This window comes from Methylorubrum zatmanii (genome assembly GCF_014845115.1).
Classification (GTDB): Bacteria; Pseudomonadota; Alphaproteobacteria; order Rhizobiales; family Beijerinckiaceae; genus Methylobacterium; species Methylobacterium zatmanii.
In genome coordinates this window covers 1-19,153 of record NZ_NKUI01000122.1, presented here as the reverse complement: position 1 = coordinate 19,153, position 19,153 = coordinate 1, and the positions used below count along the sequence as shown (strand labels likewise).

Annotated in this window: 18 protein-coding genes and 1 pseudogene; 10 read left to right on the top strand and 9 right to left on the bottom strand. The window is 65.1% G+C overall.

From position 1 onward, the window contains the following. Window positions 1-184 precede the first annotated feature (184 nt). Both MZTS_RS15575 and MZTS_RS15570 read left to right on the top strand, forming a co-directional pair. On the top strand, window positions 185-640 hold the full coding sequence (locus MZTS_RS15575) for a LexA family protein (protein WP_484502687.1): 456 nt from the start codon (window positions 185-187) through the stop codon (window positions 638-640). Beyond that, window positions 637-1,968: a Y-family DNA polymerase gene (locus tag MZTS_RS15570; protein ID WP_192284552.1), complete on the top strand. Its 1,332-nt coding sequence runs from the start codon at window positions 637-639 to the stop codon at window positions 1,966-1,968. Before MZTS_RS15575 ends, MZTS_RS15570 begins: the two co-directional genes overlap by 4 nt. An 88-nt stretch (window positions 1,969-2,056) precedes the next feature. On the opposite strand, the gene MZTS_RS15565 is transcribed toward MZTS_RS15570, so the two are convergent. Beyond that, on the bottom strand, window positions 2,057-2,272 hold the full coding sequence (locus MZTS_RS15565) for a hypothetical protein (RefSeq protein ID WP_192284551.1): 216 nt from the start codon (window positions 2,270-2,272) through the stop codon (window positions 2,057-2,059). A 17-nt stretch (window positions 2,273-2,289) separates the two neighbouring features. Here MZTS_RS15565 and MZTS_RS25495 point away from each other — a divergent pair, with 17 nt between their 5' ends. Then, complete coding sequence (locus MZTS_RS25495) at window positions 2,290-3,996, top strand: anti-phage dCTP deaminase (protein ID WP_192284550.1); 1,707 nt, start codon at window positions 2,290-2,292, stop codon at window positions 3,994-3,996. 64 nt (window positions 3,997-4,060) lie between these two features. Here MZTS_RS25495 and MZTS_RS15555 read toward each other — a convergent pair whose 3' ends face one another. The 4 genes from MZTS_RS15555 to MZTS_RS15540 are packed head-to-tail and all read right to left on the bottom strand — an operon-like array spanning window position 4,061 to window position 5,307. Beyond that, window positions 4,061-4,384, bottom strand: a complete 324-nt coding sequence (locus tag MZTS_RS15555) for a hypothetical protein (RefSeq protein WP_192284549.1) — start codon at window positions 4,382-4,384, stop codon at window positions 4,061-4,063. A 10-nt stretch (window positions 4,385-4,394) separates the two neighbouring features. After that, window positions 4,395-4,580 (bottom strand): hypothetical protein, encoded by a 186-nt coding sequence (locus tag MZTS_RS15550; protein ID WP_192284548.1) that lies wholly within the window; start codon window positions 4,578-4,580, stop codon window positions 4,395-4,397. After that, complete coding sequence (locus MZTS_RS15545; RefSeq protein WP_246482128.1) at window positions 4,577-5,002, bottom strand: hypothetical protein; 426 nt, start codon at window positions 5,000-5,002, stop codon at window positions 4,577-4,579. The genes MZTS_RS15550 and MZTS_RS15545 overlap by 4 nt, the downstream gene beginning before the upstream one ends. Before the next feature lie 38 nt (window positions 5,003-5,040). Further along, window positions 5,041-5,307 (bottom strand): hypothetical protein, encoded by a 267-nt coding sequence (locus MZTS_RS15540; RefSeq protein ID WP_192284547.1) that lies wholly within the window; start codon window positions 5,305-5,307, stop codon window positions 5,041-5,043. A 963-nt stretch (window positions 5,308-6,270) separates the two neighbouring features. Here MZTS_RS15540 and MZTS_RS15535 point away from each other — a divergent pair. Next, window positions 6,271-9,024, top strand: a complete 2,754-nt coding sequence (locus MZTS_RS15535; RefSeq protein WP_192284546.1) for a hybrid sensor histidine kinase/response regulator — start codon at window positions 6,271-6,273, stop codon at window positions 9,022-9,024. 132 nt (window positions 9,025-9,156) lie between these two features. On the opposite strand, the gene MZTS_RS15530 is transcribed toward MZTS_RS15535, so the two are convergent. Further along, complete coding sequence (locus tag MZTS_RS15530) at window positions 9,157-10,599, bottom strand: acetamidase/formamidase family protein (RefSeq protein WP_192284545.1); 1,443 nt, start codon at window positions 10,597-10,599, stop codon at window positions 9,157-9,159. A 110-nt stretch (window positions 10,600-10,709) separates the two neighbouring features. Beyond that, complete coding sequence (locus MZTS_RS15525) at window positions 10,710-13,046, bottom strand: NADP-dependent malic enzyme (protein WP_192284544.1); 2,337 nt, start codon at window positions 13,044-13,046, stop codon at window positions 10,710-10,712. Between the two features lie 78 nt (window positions 13,047-13,124). On the opposite strand from MZTS_RS15525, the gene MZTS_RS15520 reads away from it, so the two are divergent. Next, window positions 13,125-13,751: a CatB-related O-acetyltransferase gene (locus tag MZTS_RS15520; protein ID WP_192284554.1), complete on the top strand. Its 627-nt coding sequence runs from the start codon at window positions 13,125-13,127 to the stop codon at window positions 13,749-13,751. 32 nt (window positions 13,752-13,783) lie between these two features. Beyond that, the gene (locus tag MZTS_RS15515; protein WP_009863320.1) at window positions 13,784-14,029 is read left to right on the top strand and encodes a DUF3297 family protein; all 246 of its coding nucleotides are present in this window, start codon (window positions 13,784-13,786) and stop codon (window positions 14,027-14,029) included. 94 nt (window positions 14,030-14,123) lie between these two features. On the opposite strand, the gene ctrA is transcribed toward MZTS_RS15515, so the two are convergent. Further along, entirely contained in the window at window positions 14,124-14,825 is a 702-nt protein-coding gene (gene ctrA, locus MZTS_RS15510) for a response regulator transcription factor CtrA (protein ID WP_012452681.1), read from the bottom strand. Between the two features lie 440 nt (window positions 14,826-15,265). On the opposite strand from ctrA, the gene fliI reads away from it, so the two are divergent. From fliI to MZTS_RS15490, 4 genes are all read left to right on the top strand, one after another. Further along, window positions 15,266-16,624, top strand: coding sequence for a flagellar protein export ATPase FliI (fliI, locus tag MZTS_RS15505; protein WP_192284543.1), 1,359 nt, complete (start codon window positions 15,266-15,268; stop codon window positions 16,622-16,624). 92 nt (window positions 16,625-16,716) lie between these two features. Next, window positions 16,717-17,121 (top strand): flagellar export protein FliJ, encoded by a 405-nt coding sequence (fliJ, locus tag MZTS_RS15500; RefSeq protein WP_192284542.1) that lies wholly within the window; start codon window positions 16,717-16,719, stop codon window positions 17,119-17,121. 183 nt (window positions 17,122-17,304) lie between these two features. Further along, entirely contained in the window at window positions 17,305-18,360 is a 1,056-nt protein-coding gene (locus tag MZTS_RS15495) for a lysylphosphatidylglycerol synthase domain-containing protein (RefSeq protein ID WP_192284541.1), read from the top strand. A 338-nt stretch (window positions 18,361-18,698) separates the two neighbouring features. After that, window positions 18,699-18,839: a hypothetical protein gene (locus tag MZTS_RS15490; protein WP_192284540.1), complete on the top strand. Its 141-nt coding sequence runs from the start codon at window positions 18,699-18,701 to the stop codon at window positions 18,837-18,839. A gap of 113 nt (window positions 18,840-18,952) precedes the next feature. Here MZTS_RS15490 and MZTS_RS15485 read toward each other — a convergent pair. Further along, window positions 18,953-19,153 (bottom strand): annotated as a pseudogene (locus tag MZTS_RS15485) (methyl-accepting chemotaxis protein); the annotation flags it as partial.

The following is a 19,153-nucleotide window of genomic DNA, read 5'->3' as shown; positions in this document are numbered from 1 at the left end:
ATCTCCCGCATAGCTCCCGTCTGTGCAGTGGAAGTGGCAGCGCTCCTGCGACATCGTCGTCTCTCCTCCGTCCCCGTTATCCACAGGCCCGCACAGCCGATTTCGCTTGGTGCGCGGAACCGATTGAACCGGGACCGGTCCTGCTGTTTGTTCCTGATCTGTTCTAAGGCAGATGGGGGCTTGGGTGAGGCTGCACAGGGTCGCAGAGCTACCGCAGGAGGGTTTTTCCACAGTTCGTGTGCCGCTGATGGGTCCGTCGCTCTGCGCGGGCTTCCCGTCGCCGGCCGACGACTTCGTCGAGAACGCTTTAGAGCTGCCGCGCTGGCTCGTGCCGAACCCGCCCGCCACCTTCCTCTGGCGCATCTCCGGCGAGAGCATGCGCGATGCCGGCATCTTCGACGGCGACCTTGCCTGCGTCGACCGCAGCCTCAAGCCTGTTCACGGCAGCGTCGTCGTGGCGGCGGTCGATGGCGAGATGTCGATCAAGCGCATGGTGGTCGAGGGCAACACGGCACGCCTCGCCTTCGACAATGCCGACCTGCCGGTCTACGCGCTTCAGGAACTGGCCGAGGCCGCCATCTGGGGCGTGGTGCGCTTCACCATCCGCTGGCACGCCAGCCGCGGCGGTCAAATCCGATGAGCGGCGCCGAGGCGCGTCTGCGGGATCGAATCGGCGGTGGCCGGGCCCTCGCGCTGATCGACGGCAACAGCTTCTACTGCTCGTGCGAGCGGGTGTTCGATCCCAAACTCGCCCGCGTGCCGGTGATCGTGCTGAGCAATAACGATGGCTGTTCCATCGCCCGCACGGCGGAGGCGAAGGCACTCGGGATCAAGATGGGCGCGCCCTACTTCATGATCCGGCAGCTCTGCGAGGCGCAGGGCGTGCGCGTGTTCTCGTCGAATTACACCCTCTACGGGGATATGTCGGCGCGCATCAACGCGATCTATCGCGATGCCACGCCGGACGTGGAGGTCTACTCGATCGACGAGAGCTTCCTCGACCTGACCGGCATCGTGCGGCGGGATCGCGTCGCCCTCGCCCGGGACATCCGTGCCACCGTGCGGGCCTGGACCGGTATCCCGACCTGCGTCGGCATCGGCCCGACCAAGACACTCGCCAAGCTCGCCAACCACATCGCCAAGACGGTGCCCGAACTCGACGGCGTGTGCGATCTGACCGAGCCGGCCGCCTACGATCATTGGCTCTGCCGGATCCATGTCGGCGCGCTCTGGGGCGTCGGCCGTGCCTCGCTGCCGAAGCTGGAGGCGATGGGCATCGACACGGTGGCGGACCTGCGCGACATCGATCCTCGGCCGGTGCGCAAGGCGCTGACGGTGGTGGGCGAGCGTATGATCCACGAACTGCGCGGCGTGTCCTGCCTCGGGCTCGACCTCGTGCCGGCCCGGCGCAAGGGCTGCGCGGTGACGCGCTCGTTCTCCGGCCGGGTGACGGAGCGGGCCGAGCTGGAGCAGGCGGTGGCCGCGCACGCGACGCGGCTCGGCGAGAAGCTGCGGCGGGAAGGCCTCGGCACCGATCACGTCACGGTCTTCTATCACACCAGCGAGCACGACCGGGGCGAGCCGATGCGCTCGGTGTCGACGGTGGTCACCCTGCCGGAGGCGACGAACGACACCCTGGCGCTGATTCCGGCTGCGCTACACGGCGTGGCCCGCACGTGGCGTGAGCAGGGCAATCCACCCTGGCGCTATTCGAAGGCGGGCGTGGTGACGGTCGATCTCGTGCCGCTCGCCGCTTCACAGCGCGCCCTGATCGGCCGGCTCGACCGCGAGCGCGCTGCCCGGCTCATGGGTGTGCTCGACGCCTGCAACGCCCGCTTCGGCCGGGGCAGCGTCGTGCCGGCCCGTGCCGGGCTGGAGCGCCAGCGGCGGGCCTGGGCGACGAAGTTCGAGATGCGGACGCCGCGCTACACCACGCAGGTGGATGAGCTGCCAGTTGCGCACGCTTGATTCTACAGCGTGCGGCCACTTGGCTTCATGAAACAATCTTGGGAATGACGCCAACAAAATCTAGCACAGAGTCAATGCTTTAAGCTTTCTAACGTGCTGAAGCTCGCTTCTTCTTACCTAGATGCTCAACGCTTGAGCGACCATCGTCCGGGAACAATTTCAGGCGCCAATCATGAAGCCATGAGTCAACCAAGCCTTCATGTTGCTGCATAGCGCGGCGGACAACGCTTTCATTTTCGCTTGCAAGGTGTAGCTTGGCCGCTTCGAGCTTGGCCACTGCATTGCGGTCGGCATCGTCAGTCATGGATACACCGTTCCGCCATGGTAGCCAAAATACAGAACATCGAATACCCAGAGATATTCTTCGGGTTTGTAGCACCTATCGGAGTGGATGTCCAGTCTTCCGTGAGTGGCTTCAAGAAAATTCTAAGCAGCTTCGGCTATAATGTGGTGGAAATTAAGGTAACATCGATTTTCGAAAATCTTAAACAAACCTTTAAGCCGCCGACAAAATTGGAGACGCGACCTCTTTTTGAGCGCTATGAGTCACATATCGGCTACGGCAATCATTTAAGAGGAAAGTTTGAAGATGACGCCATTTTAGCAGCTCTAACAATTGGCAGAATATTCCGTTCGAGGCCGGCGGAGCAAGCAGAAAAGAATATAAAACCATTCACGAGAACTTGCTATCTCTTACACCAATTCAAAAGGAAGGAGGAAATTGATCTATTGCGATCGGTCTATGGACAATTTTTTTTCCAAGTCTCCATATATTCTCGACGCGGTGCACGGGTCGACTACCTCGCCCACAAATTTGCCAATAGCGAAAATTCTGGCTTCATCGATCGCTTCAGAGAAAGAGCAGAACGATTGGTGCAAAAAGATCAAATTGAAAGCGATGTTGCCCACGGCCAACGTATCTCGAAAGTTTTTGCAGAAGGCGATTTCATTATAAATACTGATATACAAGAACCATCTACATTAGAGCAGATTGAGAGATTTTGCGAGCTATTGTTTGGTTCTAATAGTATATCGCCAAATAAAAGTGAATATGGTATGTTTGTAGCAAAAGCCGCTGCGCTGCGAACTTTAGATCTATCGCGTCAAGTTGGTGCGGCCGTGTTTTCTTTAGAGGGCGAAATTGTATCGATAGGATCCAACGAAGTCCCAAAAGGGAGCGGCGGCACCTACTGGAGCGACGACCAATATGACGACAGGGAATTCAGGAGAGAGGAAGACTCTAATGACAGGCGGAAAAAAGAGATTTTGACAGAAATAGTCAACATATTGAAGCTAAACTTGGACGACGTTTTAAAAAATAAGTCCATACAAGACTCGCAGTTTATGGACGCCCTTGAATACGGTCGCATAGTTCACGCCGAGATGTCTGCCATATCCGATGCAGCCCGGCTTGGCCGGCCGCTGAAAAACAGCCTACTATATTGCACTACATTTCCCTGTCACATGTGCGCCAAGCACATTGTTGCTGCTGGTGTTTCAAAGGTCGTATTTCTGGAGCCCTACCCTAAAAGCCTTGTTCTCGATCTTCATAGTGATTCTATCGTGATTGAAAAAGGCGAAAGAGGAAAATATCAGTCATACCCGTGCGTAGAATTCGAGCATTTTTCGGGTATTTCTCCTCGAAGGTACCGGGAGCTATTTGAGCGGAGTAAGCGGAAGAATGATGATGGGAAATTTGTACCGTATCTTGATGGAGAGAAGAAGCCAGTAATCAAGGCTGGATATATGTTCTATGAGCGATTCGAGAAGCAAATCTATGACGAGTATTTAAGGAATTTATTCAACGACAAAGGTATTGACATTGGCATATTAGAAAGGGACCGCGCTGGAGTGGCTGATGCTGCTAATAGCTCTTCCAAACGCAAGCCGCGCGAGAAAGCAGCGCAAGTTGTACCATCAAAGGGGAAGCCCCGCCGTTCGACTGTTGGCGGCAATCCTCCGCCCAAGGCACCTAGACAGCGTGACGGCCGAAACAAGCCGGCGGCAGGAGATGATGCTGGCAGCTGACCATGGCGTTGGTGAGTAGTGCTTGAGCTGAGGGACAAGAGCTGAAGTGCTCTGATAGGCGACCTCAGTTTAAGCTTGGCTCGTCGCCCTGTTCAACGATTTCCAGCGCACGAAGGACCGCCATGGCAGCCATGTCGGCATCGACGCGCCCTTCGTCGGTGACCGGCATTACCGCTACTGCCTCGATCGTGCTTTTGCCGGCCGAGCCAACCACGACCTTAAGGGCGCGTCCTTCCGGGCCACGCGCGTCCTCCAGCAACGCCACGACATAGCCGGCCGCTGTCCCGTAAACGTGGAGCGGCTGGTATTCCTCCTCCGAAGAGGCGAACTCGGATGGCTCTGCCTCTCGACTGCGGCTGCCGAAGTTCGGGCGGATGATGTTCGTCATGCCGGGCGATCTACCATGCCCTGAACGCTCGCCCCACCTGCCAGACACAGACGGCGAACAGCCCGGCGAGCACGGCCGCGGCAAGCAAGTGATGCCACCATCTGACGGGCTTCGGCTGGTAACGCGGGCGCTCCTCGACGTTGGCGAGGTAGCGGTCGAGCTGTGCGGCCGGCGTGTCGTCTGGGTCGTGTGTCATCTTCCCTCACGCCGTGCGGCAAACTCCCAGATCGGAATGCCGGTCGGTGCGCCTGGCACATTCCGGTAGCCGGTGAGGTTGCCGAACAGGATCCGGTCCGCCTCGATGCCGATCGCCTTCCGTCCGCCCACCATCATCACCCCGCAATAATCGACCCGCAGCAGGCCGTGCTCGGGATGGACGCCGAACAGCTGCGGCGCGGTCCAGCCCAGACGCACGGCATCCGCGCCGAATCGCTCAATGAAGTCGGTGCAGGCCTCGTGGATATTGGCCCAGGCTGTCGCGCTCACATAGCGGCACGGCGGGTTGGTCGGGCGGAGCGCGCCGAAGGCCTTCCGCCACTCGGCGGCTTCGGGCGGGAGCGGGTCGGTCGCGATTTCGGAGAGCATGGCGCTGCCGGCTATGGATCGGGCGGCCGACATAGGGGCGCGGGGTTACCGCAGGCTTGCCGACGTGCGGCTTAGACCTTCTGCGCCCGCGCCAGCAGAATCGCCGTGCGGATCGCGCCGCGCTTGAGGTTGGGGCTCGCCTCGGGGTTGCCGACGACCTGCTTCGCCCAGCCATGGCCGGCGACTGCCGCGGCAAGGTCGAGGCTGTAGCCGTCGGTGATCGCGTGGGCATCGAGCGTCGGATCCGCAAGGTACGCTACGACGGCAGCATTTACCTGCTCGTCAGTGACGGCCTTGGCTTTGAACAATTCGCCGACGGTGGGGTTGGGATCCGGCATGGTGGCGATCATAGCACCGCTGGCGGGGCCATGCGCGAGGCCAACAAAACGTCCAACACATCGTCCAACTAACGGCGGGCTGTATCATGAATGTAATAGTAAAAACAATGACTTGATAATTTCAACACACATGTCTGGCGGACGCTCCCTCCGCCACTTCAAGGCCTGATGCGACACTCCGATCGTAACCGGTTTCCGTCGCTGTGTAGCGAGCATCCGAAACAGGTCGATCATCGCCCCCGTGAGGCGGGCTTCTCGTCGCCCGCGTCGATGTACGGGGCTCGGGCCCTCAGGCGAATCCGCCGATAGCCGTACCTTTTCAACCGCCATCAAGCGGCAGAAGCGTCCCCCAATCGATCCGCTGCGCAGACCTTCGCGGCATCCCGACCTTCCGTCGGCGGCATATCTCTGATCGGAACGGCCATGGTCGGCCGGCTTGAAGCAGGGATCACGATCAACGACGAGGCAGCCATGGCAGCGGCGACCGAGCACAACACCAAGAAACCGAAGCTGACAGGGCGCGGAAGCTCCCAGCTGTGAAGCATCGCTGCCCCCGCCGCGCCGACGGCAAGAAATCCGACAACTTGGTACACGGTCTCCCGACCTTTCGGTTGCACGCCCTGAACGAGGGGCAACTGTCTCGTATCTCGCCGGTGGAAGCGTAGGCGTGTCGCTCCGCACGAGGGCAGCGCCCGTTCAGAGCTTCGACGGCTGAGGGACTGTGCAGGCAGGCGTGTCGCGCGTCGCAGCATTCGGATCCTCCCGGTTCGATCCGAGCTTGCCATGGCTCCGCCAAGTGAGCGTGATCGCCGATGGAGAGCAAAGTGTCGTCGGCGCCAGGAGCATCGAGCACCAAATGTTTCGGATCCGGTGCGCCTGGATCCCGATTTGTCAACCGAAGCGAAGCTTCCATTCGGCTCGAACACCTCGCGCGCACCACATTCAGGGGGTAAGCCGCCTTTTATGCCCGCAGCGCCCACCCCTGATCTGAAAACTCTGTCCCGCGAGGAACTCGAAGCCGAAGTGCTCCGGCTGCGGGTCCAGTCCGCCTCGCTGGCGCAGATGTTCGAGCAGGCCCCAAGCTTCATCGCGCTGCTCAGCGGTCCCGAACACCGCTTCACGCTCACGAATGCCGCCTACCAGCAGGCCATCGACGGGCGGGACGTGACAGGACGCACCGTGGCCGAAGCCCTGCCGGACGCGGCGGCCCAGGGCTATGTCGATCTGCTCGACGAGGTGTTCCGCTCCGGCAGGACCCACCGGGCGACGGGCGCCCGCTTCGACGTTCAGGCCGTCCCCGGCGGCCCGGTCAAGGAACGCTATCTCGACTTCGTTTACCAGCCCATCACCGACGCGGGGGGCACGGTGAACGGCATCTTCGTCGAGGGCCACGACGTCACCGAGCGCATGCGGGGGGAAGTCGCGCTCCGGGAGAGCGAGGCACGCTACCGGACCCTGTTCGAGAGCATCGAGGTCGGGTTCTGCATCATCGAGATGCGGTTCGAGGGCAGCCGCGCCGTCGATTATTGCATCGTCGAGGCCAATCCCGCCTTCGTGCAGCAGACCGGCGCCGATGTCGCCGGCCGCTGGGTCAGCGACTTCGCGCCCAATCTGGAGCGCCACTGGTTCGATACCTATGGGCGCGTCGCCCTCACCGGCGAGCCGGCGCATTTCGAGCATTATGCCGACGTGTTCGGGCGCTGGTTCGACGTGCGGGCCCTGCGCACCGGCGATCCCGCCGCCCACCGCGTCGCCATCTTCTTCTCCGACATCACCGAGCGCCGCAGGGTCGAGCAGCGTGCCGAGGCCGGCGAGCGCGAACTGCGCCTCATCACCGATGCGCTGCCCGTCCTCATCGCCTTCATCGGCGCGGACCATGTCTACCGCTTCGCCAACAAGGCGTACGAGGACTGGTTTCCCGTGACCGCCGAAGAGGTGGTCGGGCAGGATGTCAGAACCTTCCTGAAGCCGGAGGATTACGCGGCGCGCCGATCCTTCATGGAGCGGGCGCTGGCGGGCGAGGCGGTCACCTTCGAGCTGGACTGGCCGCACAGCGGCGGGCGCACCCGCGTCGCCGAGATCCGTTACCTGCCGCGCCGGACCACGGAGGGAGGCGTCGATGGCTATCACGTGTTCGTGCAGGACGTGACCGCCCGCAAGCAGACCGAAGCCGATCTCGCGCGGCAGGTCGCCGCCCGCACGGCCGAACGCGATCAGGTCTGGCAATCCTCGTCGGACATGCTCTGCGTCGCCAATTTCGAGGGGTACTTCGTCAGCCTCAACCCGGCTTGGTCCAGAACGCTGGGATGGAGCGAGGCCGAGATGAAGGCGCGGCCCTTCCTCGATTTCGTCCATCCCGACGACATCGCGGCCACGCTGGCGGTCGCGGAAAGCCTCGCCCGCGGCGAGGCGCAGACAACCTTCGAGAACCGCTACCGTCATCGGGACGGCAACCATATCTGGCTGTCCTGGAACGCGGTGCCGCGGGACGGCCTGATCTACGCCTCGACCCGGGACGTGACCGAAATCAAGCGGCAGGCCGAAGCCCTGGCCAAGACCGAGGAAGCCCTGCGGCAATCCCAGAAGATGGAGGCGGTGGGCCAGCTCACCGGCGGTCTGGCGCACGACTTCAACAACCTGCTGGCGGGTATCTCCGGCTCGCTGGAACTGATGCAGACCCGGATGTCGCAGGGACGGATGGGCGATCTCGAGCGCTACATGACGGTCGCCCAGGGCGCGGCCAAGCGCGCCGCCGCCCTCACCCATCGGTTGCTCGCCTTTTCCCGGCGCCAGACCCTCGACCCCAAGCCCACCAACGTGAACCGCTTGGTCAAGGACATGGAGGAGCTGGTCCGGCGCACGGTCGGGCCGGCCATCGCCCTGGAAGTCGTCGGTCTCGCCGGGCTGTGGCCGTCCCTGATCGATCCGGGCCAGCTGGAGAACGCGCTGCTGAACCTGTGCATCAATGCGCGCGACGCCATGCCCGACGGCGGCCGCATCACCATCGAGACCGCCAACAAGTGGATCGACGAGGCCGGCGGCCGCCAGCACGACATGCCGCCGGGCCAGTATCTCAGCGTCTGCGTGACCGATACCGGGACCGGCATGGCGCCTGACCTCATCGACAAGGTGTTCGAGCCCTTCTTCACCACCAAACCCACCGGCGAGGGCACGGGCCTGGGACTGTCGATGGTCTACGGCTTCGCCCGGCAATCCGGCGGACAGGTGCGGATCTATTCGGAACTCGGCCAGGGCACGACGGTCTGCCTCTACCTGCCGCGCCATTACGGCGAGGCCGACGAGGACGATGTCGCGCGCAAGCTCGCCGAGGCGGGCCGCGCCGGCCAGGGCGAGACGGTGCTGATCGTGGACGACGAGCCGTCCGTGCGCATGCTCGTCACCGAGGTGCTGGAGGATCTCGGCTACACCGCCATCGAGGCCGCCGACAGCGTCGCCGGGCTCAAGGTGCTGCAATCGGATGTCCGCATCGACCTTCTGGTGACCGATGTCGGATTGCCGGGTGGCATGAACGGCCGGCAGATGGCCGATGCCGGCCGCGAGCGGCGGCCGGAGCTGAAGGTGCTGTTCATCACGGGCTATGCCGAGAATGCAGTGCTCGGGAACGGCTATCTCCGGCCCGGCATGCAGGTGCTCACCAAACCGTTCGTTCTGGAGACACTGGCCTCCCGCATCGAGAGCCTCATCGCCGAGACTTAGAGCTGTGCCAATCGCGGTGCCATCGAGCACAGCTCTCATACCCGGTTGCACGGATCGTGACCGATGGTCCTGCTCGGTTCGTCCGGCGGACGACCGCCGCCCCGCCGTGGCGGGGGAAGCGAGATGCCGCCGTCAGCTCGCCGGCCGCTCCGCGAAGATCGCCTTCTTCACGATGGCGTGGACGCCCCAATTGCCGTCGACCACCTGGGTGATGCCGAAATCGACCGCCACCGACATCAGCGAGATCGCCTCGTCCTCGGTCAGCCCCTTCGCATGCATCAGGAACTGGCGCATCTTGCGGAAGGCGTCGCGCATGGCGAGGTCGATGGAGGATTTCTGGAAGATCGCGTTCTGCGCATCCGCCCCGAGATCCTTCAGGTAGTTCGGGTAGCTGAAGCCCGAGAGCACCCAATCGTCGGCGGTCTCGATCATCGGGAAGTCGAGGGCCTCCAGCGAGGTGCCGGCCAGATCCGCCTTCTTGTGCAGGATGAACTGGAAGGTGCCGGTGAGCGAGCACTCGATCGCGGTGCCGCACAGTTCCGAGTCGCCCTGACTCGCATGGGGATCGCCCACCGAGAACAGCGCGCCGGGCACGGCCACGGGATAATACATCGTGGCGCCCTTGCCGATGCGCCAGTTGTCGATGTTGCCGCCGGTGTAGCTCGGCGGGATCGAGTTCACCATGTCCGCTTCGGCGGGGGCAACGCCCATGGTGCCGAAATGCGGGCGGATCGGCACGCGGATGCCCTTCAGCACATCGAAGTTGCGCTTGGTACGGGTGTGATCGACCGGCAGGCCCGGGTAGTCGATGGTCGGATGGTCGAGGCCGGTCGGGTCGGTCACGCCCGGCCAGGGGAAGTTGTAGACCGCCCTGGCCCAGTCGCGTTCGCCGGAGGCATCGACCTCGTAGATCGTGACGACCTCGCGTTTCCGCCCCTCCAGCATGTCGTTGTAATGGTAGCCCCACCACGCCGCCGCGTTGCTGCCGAAGGTCAGGCCCTTGAATTTCGGGTTGGCGGAGGGGCGCGGCGCCACGTCGAGGATGCGCACCTCCAGCACGTCGCCGGGCTCGGCCCCACGGATCGCCACCGGGCCGGTGCAGATATGGACGCCGAGACCGCCGCCGGGCCCGAGCTTGGAATCCTCCGGCCCGGCGCCCCGGCGGGGAACGCCCTTCTTCTCCTTGGTCCAGAGGAACACGCTCTCGGCGCCGGGATCGCCCGTCACCATGCGCTCGGCATCGTCGTTGGCGTGGTGAGTCAGCGTCTCGATGGTGACGAAATCGCCCGAGGCGATCTCCACCTGAGGCTTCAGATTCTTCGAGAAATAGCCCCAATGCACGGTCTCGGCATTGGCAGGCAGATGATAATGCGCCGTCTGCCTCAGCCGGCTCGCGCTGGTCTGGGCGAGCGACGGGCTCACCAGGGAGAGCCCTCCGGCCGCGAGCGCCGCCACGCCGCCGGTGGCGACGAAGCCGCTCTTCAGGAAGGCGCGCCGCTCGGGCTCCATGTCGCGCCGGTAACGCAGGCGATGCTCGGTGAAGGCGGCACAGGTCGGATCGTCACCACGGCACATTGCAAACTCCACTGGCGTTCAACGCGCGGGGCTGAATGCAAAATTACCGCCAAGCTCCGGGGCCCGCCACATTGCGGCGGGGCCCGGAGCGCGAGCCGTGAGGCGGGACCTTACTCCGAGAGCGGCCCCGTTCCGGGCTCTCCCTCGGGTGCGGCGGCCTCCTGCGAGGCGCCGGCCTGCGCCTCCACCACCGCCGCGGCGGTGACGTTGACGATGCCGCGGGCCGTGACCGAGGGGGTCAGGATATGCGCGGGCTTGGCCGGGCCGATCAGCAGGGGGCCGACCGGCAGGGCGTCGGCAAGCACCTTGGCGAACTGGAAGGCGATGTTGGCCGCATCGAGGTTGGGGAAGATCAGGATGTTGGCCGCGCCCTTCCAGTTCGAGCCCGGCAGCACCCGGTCGCGGATAAGCTCCGAGAGGGCGCAATCCGCCTGCATCTCACCATCGGCCTGCAGATGCGGCGCCCGCGCCTGGATCAGTTCCAGCGCCCGGCGCATCTTCCGGGCCGAGGGCGAATCCGACTGGCCGAAATCGGAGTGGCTGAGCAGCGCGATCTTCGGAGTCAGGCCGAAGCGGCCGACATGGCCGGCGCAGGCGATGGCGACATCCGCGACCTCTTCCGCGCTCGGATCCTGGCGCACATGCGTGTCGGCCAGGAAGAACGCCCCCTTCTTGGTCACGATCAGGCTCATCGCCGCGAAATCGAGCAGATCCGGCGAGAGCCCGATCACGTCGCGGATGACCCGCAGCCGCGTCTCGAACCGGCCCTCCAGCCCGCAGATCAGGGCATCCGCCTCGCCGCGGCGCACCGCCAGCGCACCGATCACCGTGTTGTTGGTCCGCACCAGGGTGCGGGCGAGATCGGGGGTGATGCCCCGCCGGCCGGCCACCTCGAGATAGGTCGAGACATAGGCGCGGTAGCGCGGATCGTCCTCGGGATCGATCAGGTCGAAATGCTCGCCATGCTTCAGGGCGAGGCCGAAGCGTTTGATGCGGGTCTCGATCACCCGCGGGCGGCCGACCAGGATCGGCCGGGCCACCCGATCCTCGACCACCACCTGCGCCGCGCGCAGCACCCGCTCGTCCTCGCCCTCGGCGTAGATGACGCGCTTGGGGTCGTTCTTGGCCTTGGAGAAGATCGGCTTCATGATGAAGCCGGAGCGGTGCACGAACCGGTCGAGGGACTCGGCATAGGCCTGGATGTTCTCGACCGGCCGGCCGGCGACCCCGGACTCCATCGCCGCCTTGGCCACCGCCGGAGCGATGCGCAGGATCAGGCGCGGGTCGAACGGGCTCGGGATCAGGGAATGGGGGCCGAAGGGCCGGGCCTCGCCGCCATAGGCGCGGGCGACCACGTCCGAGGGCGCCTCGCGGGCGAGCGCCGCGATCGCCTTCACCGCCGCCTTCTTCATCTCCTCGTTGATCGCGTGCGCGCCGACATCGAGGGCGCCGCGGAAGATGTAGGGGAAGCAGAGAACGTTGTTGACCTGGTTCGGGAAGTCCGAGCGCCCGGTGCAGATCATCGCGTCGGGCCGGCGCTCCTGGGCGAGATCCGGCATGATCTCGGGGTAAGGGTTGGCGAGCGCCATGATCAGCGGCTTCTCGGCCATCTTCTCGAGATATTCGGGCTTGAGCACGCCGCCGGCCGAGAGGCCGATGAACACGTCGGCGCCAGGGATCACCTCCGCCAGCGTGCGCGCCTCGGTCTCCTGGGCGTAGACCGCCTTCCAGCGGTCCATCAGCTCGGACCGGCCCTTGTAGACCACGCCCTTGATGTCGGTGACCGTGATGTTCTCGCGGGTGGCGCCCAGCGACACGAGGAGATTGAGGCAGGCCAAAGCCGCCGCGCCGGCGCCGGAGGTGACGATCTTGGCGTCGGAGAGCTGCTTGCCGGCGAGTTCGAGGGCGTTGAGGACGGCGGCCGCGACGATGATCGCGGTGCCGTGCTGGTCGTCATGGAAGACCGGGATGTTCATCCGCTCCCGGCAGCGCTCCTCGACCTCGAAGCATTCGGGCGCCTTGATGTCTTCGAGGTTGATGCCGCCGAAGGTCGGCTCCAGGGAGCAGACCACGTCCACCAGCCGGTCGACCTCCTTCTCGTTCACCTCGATGTCGAACACGTCGATGCCGGCGAACTTCTTGAAGAGGACGGCCTTGCCCTCCATCACCGGCTTGGAGGCCAGCGGGCCGATATCGCCGAGGCCGAGCACCGCCGTACCGTTCGAGAGCACCGCGACGAGGTTCTGGCGGATGGTGAGGGTGGCGGCCTCCTGCGGGTCGTCGTGGATCGCCATGCAGGCGGCGGCGACGCCGGGGGAATAGGCCAGAGCGAGGTCGCGCTGATTGCCGAGGGGCTTGGTCGCCTGGATCTCCAGCTTTCCGGGCTTGGGGAGTCGATGGTAGACGAGCGCCCCGGATTTCAGATCCTCGGACATGTTGTCGGCCATGACGATGCCGTCCTTTTTCGTTCAATGGATTACGCCCGCCATGCCGCGCGTTGCGAGGGGGCACCGTTGAGGCATCTGTTGCAACGGCTGAAGCGGGGGCGCAACCCGCACAATGAGACGCGGCTGCATCTCGAACGATTGGCACGCCGCTGGAATTTCTCAATCGGCGCATACTCTTACGGAAGGCCGAAGGTGCGTTTCCCCGAATCGGGGCGCCGGCTGACGATCGGCCGCTATTGTTCCATCGCGGACAAGGTCGAGATCCTGCTCGGCGGCGGGCACCGGCTCGACTGGGTCTCGACCTATCCCTTCGCCGCCCTGTCTGGATTGTGGCCAGGGGCGGACGCACCCGAGGATTATCATACCTCCCGCGGCGACGTGACCATCGGGCACGATGTGTGGCTGGGATCGGGCTGCATGATCCTGTCGGGGGTCAGCATCGGCCACGGGGCGGTCGTCGCCGCCCGCGCCGTCGTCACCCGGGACGTGCCGCCCTACGCCGTGGTGGCCGGCAATCCGGCCCGGATCGTGCGCCACCGCTTCGATGCGGCGACGATCGAGGCGCTGGTCGAGGCCGCGTGGTGGGATTTCCCCCACGAGACGGTCACGCGCTGGGTCCCGCTGCTTCAGAGCGGGCAGGTGGAGGCGTTGATCGCCGCCGTCGAGACAGAGCGCGCCATTGCCCGCCCGGCCCGATTGCCGTAACCGGCCGGCTCGTTTGCCAGGAGTGACGATTCATGTCCGACACGCTGCCCGATCGCCTCTCGGTCAACCCGAACAGCCCCTATTACGACGAGGCCGTACTCACCCGGGGCGTGGGCGTGCGCTTCAAGGGTGTCGAGAAGACCAATGTCGAGGAATATTGCGTCAGCGAGGGCTGGGTGCGGCTCTCCGCCGGCAAGACGCTCGACCGGGCCGGCAACCCGATGACCGTAAAGCTGAAGGGCGCGGTCGAGCCGTATTTCCGCGAGCCCGAGGCGTGATCGCGCTGCGCGCCGGCCGCTAGGTGCAGTGACGCGCATCATACGACAAAACCCCGCCGGAGCGGGGTTCTGTCGTCGGCGGGGACCGCTGTCGTCAGACCGCCATGCGGTCCTCACCCTCGACCGGCTCGCGCAGCACGTAACCGCGTCCCCAGACGGTCTCGATGTAGTTCTTGCCCTCGCTGGCATTGGCGAGCTTCTTGCGCAGCTTGCAGATGAAGACGTCGATGATCTTCAGTTCCGGCTCGTCCATGCCGCCATAGAGATGGTTGAGGAACATCTCCTTGGTGAGCGTCGTGCCCTTCCGCAGGGAGAGGAGTTCCAGCATCTGGTACTCCTTGCCGGTGAGGTGGACCCGCGAGCCCGACACCTCGACGGTCTTCTGATCGAGGTTCACGATCAGGTCGCCGGTGGTGATCACCGATTGGGCGTGCCCCTTCGAGCGACGGACGATGGCGTGGATGCGCGCCACCAGCTCGTCCTTGTGGAAGGGCTTAGTGAGGTAATCGTCGGCGCCGAAGCCGAGACCCTTCACCTTGTCCTCGATGCCGGCCATGCCCGACAGGATCAGGATCGGCGTCTTGACCTTCGCCACGCGCAAGCTGCGCAGCACCTCGTACCCGGACATGTCGGGCAGGTTCAGGTCGAGAAGGATGATGTCGTAATCGTACAGCTTCCCGAGATCGACGCCTTCTTCGCCGAGGTCGGTCGTATAGGTGTTGAAGTTCTCCGATTTGAGCATCAACTCGATGCTCTGCGCCGTAGCGCTGTCGTCCTCGATCAGAAGTACGCGCATCGTGATCCCCACCGGACTGACCGTTTCGGGGGGGCTTGAGACAAGCCGCCGCCGGTCGCCCGCCGACGGCCCCGGCGGACGCTCCCTCATTCCCACTTTCGAAACGCTATTCCTTAACCGTTAACAAAAGCCGAATCCCGCTTGCAAGCCTCGTCTCTTTCGAGTCCGCAGCCGATTCTCGCCCCGGTTGGCGATCTGTTCCGCCTTCGCTCCGCCAGGGTCGAAAACGGCGGCGCACTCCCGGCGCTAACCCCTTCATTTCCCTGAGGTTGGCCGGCCTGTTGCCGAAAGGAGACGGCGATCATTCGTCGCCGATCAATTTTTTCGGACGGCCGGTTCGCCGCCGGGCCGAAGGGTGAACGGCCTTGGCGGGATCCCTTCCGATGTTAAGACATCGGCCGGCTCGGTGGCGGAGCTGCGGTTAACGGGTTCGAGGGCATATGATGCAGGAGCGCGGATCCGGGGGGCTGGCGGCGGCACTCGCCGCGCTCTCGACCGTCGAACCCTTGGAAACCTTCGGACGGGTGACGGCGATCCGGGGTCTCCTGGTCGAGGTCGCCGGGCCGGTGGCCGCCATGCGGCTCGGCGGCCGCATCGATGTCGTGGTGGAGGCCCGAGGCGGCGCCGATCCGGCGACGGTCCCGTGCGAGGTGATCGGATTCGCCGGCGACCGGGCCCTCGCCATGCCGTTCGGTTCCCTCGACGGCGTCCGCCGGGGCTGCCCGGCCCTGGTGCGCGACGAGGCGGCGGGGGCGATCCGCCCCGCCAGCTCCTGGCTCGGCCGCACCCTCGATGCCCTCGGGCGCCCGATCGATGGGCTCGGCCCCCTGGCGCAGGGGCCGGCGATCTATCCGCTGAGGGCCGACCCGCCCCCGGCCCACGGCCGCAAACGCGTCGGGCCGCCGCTCGACCTCGGGGTCCGCTGCATCAACACCTTTCTCACCATGTGCCGCGGGCAGCGCATGGGCATCTTCGCCGGCTCCGGCGTCGGCAAATCGGTGCTGCTCTCCATGCTCGCCCGCTACACCGCCGCCGACGTGGCGGTAATCGGCCTCGTCGGCGAACGCGGCCGCGAGGTGCAAGAATTCCTGCAGGACGATCTCGGCGCGGCGGGCCTCGCCCGGTCGGTCGTGGTGGTGGCGACCTCCGACGAACCGGTGCTGATGCGCCGCAACGCGGCCTATGTGACGCTGGCGGTCGCCGAGTATTTTCGCGACCAGGGCGCGCAGGTGCTATGCATGATCGACTCGATCACCCGGTTCGCCATGGCCCAGCGCGATATCGGCCTGGCCGGCGGCGAGCCGCCGACCGCCAAGGGCTACACGCCCACCGTCTTCTCCGAATTGCCGCGCCTGTTGGAACGCGCCGGGCCGGGCGTCGGCGACGGTGCGATCTCCGGTCTCTTCACGGTGCTGGTGGAGGGTGACGACCACAACGAGCCGGTGGCGGACGCGGTGCGCGGCATCCTCGACGGCCATATCGTCATGGAACGACGCATCGCCGAGCAGGGGCGCTACCCGGCGATCAACGTGCTGCGCTCGGTCTCGCGCACGATGCCCCGGGCCTGCGACCCGATCCATCTCCCTACGATCCGCCGTGCGCGCAAAGTGCTCGCGACCTATGCCGACATGGAAGAGCTGATCCGGCTCGGAGCCTACCGCGCCGGTTCTTCACCGGAGGTGGACGAGGCCGTGGCTTTGATGCCCGATCTGACGGCTTTTCTGGGGCAAAGTAAGGAAGAAGCAACCTCCATCGGCGAGGGTTACGCCCGGTTGGCCGCCATCGTCGGCGGTGGGTGAGGCAGCTTCGAGATCGCGTCGGGTTCCGGTCCGGGAGGATCGCCGCGCCAGTCGGGCCGCTCGCCAGCGTAGCGTGGAGTGGATGGCCCGATATGAAATCGCGTGACACGCTGATCCGGCTGCGTCGGTTCCAGGTGGATGAGAAGCGCCGCCGGGTCGCCCAGATCGAGATGATGATGGCCGACTTCAACCGCATGGCGGCCGAACTCGACCGGGAGGTGGCGCAAGAGGAGGCCAAGGCCGGGATCACCGATCCGGGTCACTTCGCCTATCCCACCTATGCCCGCGCCGCGACCGCCCGCCGGGACAACATGCGCCAGTCGGCCGCCGCCCTGGAAAGCCAGCTCGCGGAGGCTAAAGCCGAATTGGGCGAGGCCTTCGAGGAACTGAAGAAGGTCGAGATCCTGGAGGACCGTGAGCGCTCCGCCGAGCGCGCGGCGGAAGCCGCCCGCGAGCAGGCCGAGATGGACGCGATCGGCCTGCGCGCCCGCGCCTGAGACCAGCGGAGGAGACCCGGCCAGCACCGGCCGGATTTCCCGTCTGCCCGCCACATCCGGCATGAAACCGTCACGATCGGCGGGCAAGAGCCTGCCGCATCGAGACGGTCGCTCCAGTTCCGCTTGCGATGCGAGCGGCCGTGGCGCAGGAGAGGCCGGTCCCGAGGGAGGTGGCCGGTTCTCATGAAGAAAGTCAGTGAAATCATCTGGGGCCTGATCGGCCTCGCGGCGGTGGCGGTCTCCTGCTACCTGCTCTGGGGCGAGCTGAAGACGCTGTCCTGGTCCAGCATCGAGGCGGCCTTCGCCGCGATCCCGCTGCACCACTTCCTGCTCGCGGGCCTCTCGACCCTGGTCGCCTACGCCGCGCTCGCCTGGTACGACCGGATCGCCCTGCTGCACCTGGGTGTGCGCCACATCTCGTGGCTGTTCGTGTCGCTCTGCTCGTTCACGACCTACGCGCTCTCCCACAATATCGGCGCCTCGGTGTTCTCCGGCGCCCTGGTGCGCTACCGCGCCTACACCTCGAAGGGCCTCTCGGCGGCGCAGGTCGCGGTGCTGGTGGCGCTCTGCTCCTTCACCTTCGGTCTCGGCACGCTCCTGCTCGGCGGCTTCGTCCTGGTCTACGATCCGGGCCTGCTGGCGCGGTTGAACAACCTGCTGCCTGCGGCGCTCACCAACCCGGCCACCGCCCGGCTCGTCGGCGCGGCCCTCCTCGGCTTCGTGGCGCTCTACGTGATCGGCTCGGTGCTGCGCTTCCGTCCGCTGACGATCCGTAACTTCAAGGTCGAGTATCCCCGCCCCGGCATCATGGCGCGCCAGCTGATCGCCGCGCCGCTGGAACTGCTCGGCGCCGCCGGCATCATCTACTTCGCCCTGCCCGACAGCCTGAACCCCGGCTTCATCCCGGTGCTCGGCATCTTCCTGGCCTCGTTCTCGGTGGCTCTGGCCTCTCACGCTCCCGGCGGCCTCGGCGTGTTCGAACTCGTGTTCTTCACCGCCATGCAGCTCCAGACCGATGCCGAGAAGGCGCCGGTGCTGGCGGCGGTGCTGATCTTCCGCCTGTTCTATCTGCTGCTGCCCTTCGCCGTCGCCATCGTGGTGGTGCTGCTGTTCGAGCGCTCGCGCCTGTCGCAGGCCCTGACCAAGGGAGCCGATCCGGCACCGCCCGAGCCGCCGCTCGTCGCCCCTGGCCTCGACAACCACGTGATCGAGAAGCGCCTGGAAAAGAAGGCGGTCTGATTCCGCGCAGCGTGTCGGCAAGAAAGGGCGGCGACTCTGCGAAGAGTCGCCGCCCTTCGCGTTTCAACCCAGGGAACAGGGTTGCCGATACGGGATCCGCTCGATCGGAGCGGTCCCGTATCGGCAAGCCCGCGCGACGCCCGCGCGAAGCCCAAATCCGCCATCCCGAAGGGATCGACCGGATTTGGCATGGCACATTTTGTCGCAGTGACGCGGGGCTCGGCGATCCTTACGTCACGCCGCTTCCGTGGACAGAGGGACTCGCGGGGTTGCGGGGCCTTCAGGAACGGTTAAGCTTTGAACGGATGGGGAGCCGCGTCGGCTCCCGGATGGATACCATGGCCTCGATCAAGGTACGGGTCGCCGAGGACGGCACCTGCTCGATCTGCCGGAACGGCACAATCATCAGCACGGGACTGACCCGCGGACAGGCGGAGCAGTTGGTCGCCGTCCTGCGCGCCATCGAAGGCAATGCCTGACGGCCGGCATCCGCGCCCATAGCGGCGCAGGATTTTCCGCAGCTTATGAGAATCGCTCGGCCTCGCCCCCTCATCGGGGGCGAGGCCGTCGTCGTGCGGCGTCCTCAGAGGCGTCAGGCGGCGCGCACGGTGTCCAGAAACCGTCCGACCTCCGCCCGGAGATGGGCCGATTGGCGCGACAGCTCCGAGGCCGCGCCGAGAACCTGGCTCGCCGCCGCTCCGGTCTCTTCCGACGCATAGGCGACGCCACCGATATTCGTCGTCACCTCGTGGGTGCCGGTCGCCGCCTGTGAAACGTTGCGGACGATCTCCTG